At 69.6% G+C, this 6,669-nt stretch carries 9 protein-coding genes; all 9 read left to right on the forward strand.

Annotated elements, in window-relative coordinates:
- Window positions 1–136 precede the first annotated feature (136 nt).
- The 9 genes from G6N53_RS00825 (at window position 137) to G6N53_RS00865 (ending at window position 6,137) form a co-directional block, all read left to right on the forward strand.
- On the forward strand, window positions 137–526 hold the full coding sequence (locus G6N53_RS00825; RefSeq protein ID WP_163680969.1) for a hypothetical protein: 390 nt from the start codon (window positions 137–139) through the stop codon (window positions 524–526).
- Complete coding sequence (locus tag G6N53_RS00830) at window positions 523–879, forward strand: type II toxin-antitoxin system RelB family anti-toxin (protein WP_099962857.1); 357 nt, start codon at window positions 523–525, stop codon at window positions 877–879. The genes G6N53_RS00825 and G6N53_RS00830 overlap by 4 nt, the downstream gene beginning before the upstream one ends.
- A 389-nt stretch (window positions 880–1,268) precedes the next feature.
- Window positions 1,269–1,520, forward strand: a complete 252-nt coding sequence (locus tag G6N53_RS00835) for a DUF7280 family protein (RefSeq protein ID WP_013470231.1) — start codon at window positions 1,269–1,271, stop codon at window positions 1,518–1,520.
- A 390-nt stretch (window positions 1,521–1,910) separates the two neighbouring features.
- Window positions 1,911–2,276, forward strand: a complete 366-nt coding sequence (locus G6N53_RS00840; protein WP_006247667.1) for a hypothetical protein — start codon at window positions 1,911–1,913, stop codon at window positions 2,274–2,276.
- 82 nt (window positions 2,277–2,358) lie between these two features.
- A complete protein-coding gene (locus G6N53_RS00845) occupies window positions 2,359–2,901 on the forward strand; it encodes a hypothetical protein (RefSeq protein WP_163886460.1) in 543 nt (180 codons plus the stop codon).
- A 405-nt stretch (window positions 2,902–3,306) separates the two neighbouring features.
- Complete coding sequence (locus G6N53_RS00850; RefSeq protein WP_163886461.1) at window positions 3,307–3,618, forward strand: hypothetical protein; 312 nt, start codon at window positions 3,307–3,309, stop codon at window positions 3,616–3,618.
- Window positions 3,619–4,012: 394 nt separating this feature from the next.
- Complete coding sequence (locus tag G6N53_RS00855; RefSeq protein ID WP_163886462.1) at window positions 4,013–4,306, forward strand: hypothetical protein; 294 nt, start codon at window positions 4,013–4,015, stop codon at window positions 4,304–4,306.
- A gap of 25 nt (window positions 4,307–4,331) precedes the next feature.
- Window positions 4,332–4,793 carry a hypothetical protein gene (locus tag G6N53_RS00860; protein ID WP_163886463.1) on the forward strand — a complete coding sequence of 154 codons (462 nt, stop codon included), beginning with the start codon at window positions 4,332–4,334 and terminating at the stop codon, window positions 4,791–4,793.
- Between the two features lie 393 nt (window positions 4,794–5,186).
- A complete protein-coding gene (locus G6N53_RS00865) occupies window positions 5,187–6,137 on the forward strand; it encodes a DUF4192 domain-containing protein (RefSeq protein WP_163886464.1) in 951 nt (316 codons plus the stop codon).
- Window positions 6,138–6,669: the final 532 nt, after the last annotated feature.

Here is a 6,669-nt window from a genome sequence, read left to right on the forward strand (position 1 = left end):
CCTGGTGGGCCCGGCCCCGCAGCCCCGACAACAGCTCTGCACCAGCACATCTCAACCCCGGAGGCCCGACAATGAGAACCGCTCCACACCCACAATATGCGTTGCAAGACGTATTCCCTCAGAGTAGTATTTGCGTATGCTGATCGACTGGTCCGACGAGTTCGACACCTGGCTCGATCGGCTTGAAGATCACGCCCACAACGACCCGATCAGCGCCCGCCGACTCGACTACATCACCGCACAACTGCAGCACCTCCAAGAACTCACCGACGCACCCGAAGAAGACACCGCCCACCTGCGCCGCGTTCGCCAATCCAAGACCTATCCCGTCTGGAGACTGGCCCACCCCTACGACCCCGACATCGCCGTGCGGCTCATCGTGTGGTTCCCCGACGACGAACACGCCGTCATCGCCCTCTTCGCCGGCGACAAAGCCCGCATCGGAAACGCCTTCTACAACAGCGTCGGAACCCGAGCCGACGCCGCAATCGAGACCTGGAAACGCAGAAAGGACACCCAATCATGACTGTTGAAGATCGCGGCGGGGCCCGCCTCAAGAAGCTGCTCGCCGACCCCGACCGCGCCGAGCGCGTCGACCACATCCGCCAGCAGATGCGCGAGGACGACCGCGCCTACGCCATGAACCTGGCGCTGATCCGCCGCGCCGCCGACCTCACCCAAGTCGAACTCGCTCGACGCCTGGGAGTAGGACAAGCCGCGGTGTCCAAAGTCGAACGCCAACACGACCTGCTGCTGTCCACCCTGTCCAGCTACGTCGCCGCCGCCGGCGCCAACGCGCGCATCGTCGTCACCGTCGGAGACCGCGACCTGGAATTCGACCTCGCCACCCTGGCCGACGCAGCGCCACCGGAACAGTAACCAGTCGCACCCGAGGGCACCCGCCAGCGAGCGACGCTGGCGTGGTGCCCCTCGTTCATCGTCGAGCCTCGGCGCTGCGGCCCCGAGGCGCCGGCGCACTAGGTGCGACCGCCGGATGCCCGCCTGCGGCGGGCGTGGGTTGGGTAGCTACTCACCTTTAACCGTCAGCAGGGGTCGCAGCCTAATCGGCCGGGGGCCCGACCGGTCAACCCACACCGACGCCGAACTACGCAGGCCGAGTGACCTTTTCGGCCCTATCGAGCTCGCTGCCGCTCGCGGGCCGAAAACCCTGCTCCGTGCGCCGTCGGCTCTTCGGGGTTGACCGCCCACCCTCACCCGATTGACCGCTCCCCAGCGCTGACCGGCAGCGCACCGAAAGGGGAAACGTCATGTCCATCACCACCGCCATCATCACCACCGACTGCATCGCCACCATCGACCAGCCCGTCGATTGCCTCCTCGACGCCATGATCGAAGCCCAGAACCGCGTCGGACAGATCACCTGGGACGACATCGCCGCCGAGCGGGCCCACGGCACCTACCGCAACCCCGCAGGAGCCACGGCCCCCATCACCGTCGTCGACACCAGCACCACCACCGACCTGCTCGACACCATCCGAACCTGGATGCAGCACGCCTAGCCGCAGCGCCGCCCTGGCCCGGCCCCGCCTCGCGCGGGGACCGGGCTACCGGCGTCTTCCGGGATCACACCTCACCAGCAGCAGCGGCCGCCCTGGCGGGCGCCGGATGCCCGCCTGCGGCGGGCGTGGGTTGGGTAGCTACTCACCTTTAACCGTCAGCAGGGGTCGCAGCCTAATCGGCCGGGGGCCCGACCGGTCAACCCACACCGACGCCGAACTACGCAGGCCGAGTGACCTTTTCGGCCCTATCAAGCTCGCTGCCGCTCGCGGGCCGAAAACCCTGCTCCGTCCAACGTCGGCTCTTCGGGGTTGACCGCCCACCCTCACCCGATTGACCGCTCCCCAGCGCTGACCGGCGCACCACTCACCACGAGAAACGGGAGAACAACCATGACCACCACCACCGCCACACCCACCGTGCCCACCACCGTGTACCTCAACGAGGCCCCTGCCAGTTTCCTCGGCTTCAACCGCGCTGCACCCGCGCGGCTGCGCGCCGCCGCAACTTTCAACCTGCCCATCCCCACCGACACCCGACCCCAGCAGACCGCCATCAGCGCCGCACTCGAGCACATCTTCGACGAGCTCAACTGCGAACCCACCACCACCTGGGCCACCGGATGGCGCCACGCCGGACACCGCAGCCTGTCCGTCGGCGACGTCGTAGTCATCGGCGAAACCGCCTGGGCCGTCGCCTCGGTGGGCTGGAACCCCGTGTCCACCGACGAACTCACCGCAGCCATCGACCGGTCCTGACCACCCGATCGGGCCCCGCCCCGGCGCGGGGCCCGATCACCACCCCAGCTCATCCAGCACCCATCCTTGAAAGGACACCACCATGGGCCAATACTTCAACCCCGTCATCGTCGACCCCACGGGCCAACCCCTGGCCGCCCTCAACCCCGCCACCTACGGCGCCGGACCCAAACTGTCCACCCACACCCGCGCCGACTGCCCCCTCATGACCGCCGTGGAAATACTGCTCACCCTCGACGGCGGTGCCCGCCTGGTCTGGGCCGGCGACTACGAGGACCCCGACGACGACCAGGCTGCGCTGTATTGGCTCGTCGAACCCCAGCACTTCGTGCGGTTCGCCGGCCTCATCGACCCCGACGAGCCGGTCACCCCCAACGCTGAAGCGCCCGCAGCACTGCCGGCCCACCGGTACATCTGCAACGCCGACAAGCGCCAGTACCTCGACAAAGACCACTTCGGAGTCGACGACTACGGATTCCGGCGCTCCCCCCTGCCCTGGCTCACCGCCGAAGGCGGCCTCGCCACACAGAGACGCCACACCACCTGGGCCCGCGACCGCATCTACCTCGCAGCCCAGCACCCAGGCCCCGGATGGACCGAAGTGCCCGCCCTGCTCTGGGTCTGACCAACCACCAGCCCGCCCGGGTCCGCGCAGCCGCGCGGGACCGGCGGGCCTGTGGTGTCTTCCGGTCCGCCGCCCCCCTGTCGGCCGGCGCGCCCGGAGACGCGGAGGCCCGCCTGCGGCGGGCGTGGTCCGTAGCCCCTCACCTTTAACCGTTCAGCTGGGTCGCCCAGTGTGACCGACGAGGCCCCGTCACGCGCAACCCACACCCGCGCCGAACTCCGCAGGCCGAGTGACCGTTTCGGCCCAACGCCAGCTCGCCAGGGCGCTGCGCGCCGGCTCGCGCGGGCCGAAATCCCTGCTCCGCTCGTCACGGCCTCTTCGGGGTTGCGCGCGCCACCCCGCCGGTCCCCCGCAACCCCAGCGCTAACCGGCGCAGCAAATACCGCAGACGAACGGAGAACAACCATGACCTACCCCCTCGACGACTTCTGGGCCAACGTCGACGCCGCCCTGAACCGCTGCGCAGAGGCCACCACCGTCGAAGACGTGATCACCATCCTCAACGAACACTTCAACCCCTCCAGCGGCGCCGCCTTCTTCGGCGGCTCCGGGGGCGACACCCAGCTCCTCGACAAGCTCTACTGGGACCGAGCCGACAGCACCTGGCGGGTCGTCCGCTACGACGCCCCCTACTACTGGTGCCTGGCCGACACCAACGGCGACCTGCTCACCTACATCGAAGGCGACGTCTACCGCGGCAACACCATGACCGACTAACCCGCCGCCCCGGCCGGTGTCCGCGCAGGGTGCGGGCACCGGCTGGTGTGGTGTCTTCCGGTGCGCGGTCGCCGGCGCACTAGGTGCGACCGGCGGATGCCCGCCTGCGGCGGGCGTGGTCCGTAGCCCCTCACCTTTAACCGTTCAGCTGGGTCGCCCAGTGTGACCGACGAGGCCCCGTCACGCGCAACCCACACCCGCGCCGAACTCCGCAGGCCGAGTGACCTTTTCGGCCCAACGCCAGCTCGCCAGGGCGCTGCGCGCCGGCTCGCGCGGGCCGAAAACCCTGCTCCGCTCGTCACGGCCTCTTCGAGGTTGCGCGCGCCACCCCGCCGGTCCCCCGCACCCCCAGCGCTAACCGGCGCACCCACCCCGTACACGAACGGAGAACACCATGGAGATCGACTACGGCCTGGCCTGGGACTTCCTCGACGACCACGACAGTCGGCCCTACCAACTGCGCTTCCGCCGCAACGGGTGGTTCGACGACACCGGCCAACTCATCGCCGTCGTCGCCAAGTTCGACCACCCCGACAACGGACACACCCTGCCCATCAGCCGAGCCGACGTCGACTTCAACGACGTCGAGCAGGCCATCGACGGCTGGCAGAACTGGGCCCGAATCACCGACTCCACCGTCAGTCTCGCCGCCATCCGCCGCCGCCTCACCGCCGCCGGCCTCGCCTAACCCCACCCCCAGAAAGGAACCCACCATGAGCGCATTCATCGTCGACCCCGAACACATCCACGTCCTGCTCTGGGCCGCCAGCCGGCCCACCAACCCCTACGGACCCCTGGTCTGGTACTACGACAACCCCAGCCGAGAAGGCCGGCTCACCGACGACGCAATCGACACCGTCGGACAGATGCTTGTCGACGAGAACGCCGCCTCCGTCAACTACCGCTACGACGAAGACGACGCCTATATCTACGCCTACCAGCGGCCCCGCCACACCACCTGGAGCGGTGTCGAGCTGCTCAAAGCTCTGCACTGCTACGAATACCAGTCCTGCGAGCACCCCGGCTGGCGCACCAGCCAAGCCCACTCCTTCTGCCGCGCCCTCGAACACCGCCTCATCGGCGAACTGCCCGGCTACGACGACGCACCCTGGGCCATCAGTCGCCTCGACACCCCCGCCGCCGAACGACGGGCCGACACCCACCCCGGCACCTAACCCGCCGCCCCCGGCCGGTGTCCGCGCAGGGTGCGGGCACCGGCTGGTGTGGTGTCTTCCGGTACGCGGGCGCCGGCGCACTAGGTGCGACCGGCGGATGCCCGCCTGCGGCGGGCGTGGTCCGTAGCCCCTCACCTTTAACCGTTCAGCTGGGTCGCCCAGTGTGACCGACGAGGCCCCGTCACGCAGCCCACACCCGCGCCGAACTCCGCAGGCCGGTGACCTTTTCGGCCCAACGCCAGCTCGCCAGGGCGCTGCGCGCCGGCTCGCGCGGGCCGAAAACCCTGCTCCGCCCGTCACGGCCTCTTCGAGGTTGCGCGCGCCACCCCGCCGGTCCCCCGCAACCCCAGCGCTAACCGGCGCACCCAACCCGTACACGAACGGAGAACAACCATGACCATCAAACTTGGAGCCCCCGCCGACGTCATCGCCGCTGCCCCCGCCCTGCTGGGCTTCACCCCCACCAACAGCGTCGTGGTCTACCTGCTAGGCACCGAGCCCGACGGCACCCCCATCATCAAAGTCACCATCCGCTGCGACATCACCATCAGCGCCAGCCAAGCTGCCAGCTTCGCCCGCACCTGCCACCTCGACGCCGCGAAATACGACGGCGCCCTGCTCCTGGCCGTGTGCAGCGCCGAGCTCGACGACCACGCCGCAGTGGTCCTCGACGGCATCCGCGACTCCCTCACCGAGGCCGGCATCACCGTCCGCCGCCGCCTCACCACCCGCGACGTCACCGCCGCCGGTACCTGGATCGACCCCGACACCGGAGCCACCGGAACCACCTACCCCTACACCGACTCGCTGCTGACCGCGCAGCGCATCCACGACGGCGCGATCCTCACCGCCCACCGCGAGGACCTCGTGCGCGAGTTCGACCCCATCACCCCCGCCCCCGCCGTCGCCGTCGGAGACCACGCCGTCCTGGTAACCACCACCATGGAGGACATCACCGACGCTCTCACCGGAGCCAGCCGCTACATCAGCGCCACCCTGTCCACCCGCGCCGGCATCCTCATCACCAGCCACCCCGCCCTCCGCGACGCGATGCTGCACCTCGCCCTCGACCACGAGCGTGCCGCCACCAACGTGTGGACCCACATCGCCCGCCAACTGCGCGGGCGCCCCCGCACCGAAGCGCTCACCATCGCCGCAGTCTGCTACTGCCTGATCAACGACACCGTCCGCGCCGGAATCGCCGCCGACATCGCCATCACCGAGGCCACCGACGCCGGCGACGAACCGCCCACCCTGGCCGCCATGCTCCTGGCCGCCCTCGAATCGGGCATCGAGCCCGCCCTGATCCGCCGCGTCCTCACCGACACCCACCCCGGCACTTAACCCGCCGCCCCCCGGCCGGTGTCCGCGCAGGGTGCGGGCACCGGCTGGTGTGGTGTCTTCCGGTACGCGGTCGCCGGCGCACTAGGTGCGACCGGCGGATGCCCGCCTGCGGCAGGCGTGGTCCAGCCCTCACCTTTAACCGTTCAGCTGGGTCGCCCAGTGTGACCGACGAGGCCCCGTCACGCGCAACCCACACCCGCGCCGAACTCCGCAGGCCGAGTGACCTTTTCGGCCCTACCAAGCTCGCTGCCGCTCGCGGGCCGAAAACCCTGCTCCGCCCGTCACGGCCTCTTCGGGTTGCGCGCCACCCGCCGGTCCCCACAGCCCCAGCGCTAACCGGCGCAGCAAATACCGCAGACGAACGGAGAACAACCATGACCCTCGCCGCCAACCCCTGGGCCGTCACCGACCACGACCCCACCAGCAACCTCAACGCCGGGCCGAGCACCACGGCGGTGCTGGCCTACGCCCGCGCCGACATCCACTCCGCTGTGGCCGCCGCCGACGACCCGCACCGCCGCCACCAATACAC

It is taken from the genome of Mycolicibacterium hippocampi (assembly GCF_010723735.1).
GTDB classification, from domain to species: domain Bacteria; phylum Actinomycetota; class Actinomycetes; order Mycobacteriales; family Mycobacteriaceae; genus Mycobacterium; species Mycobacterium hippocampi.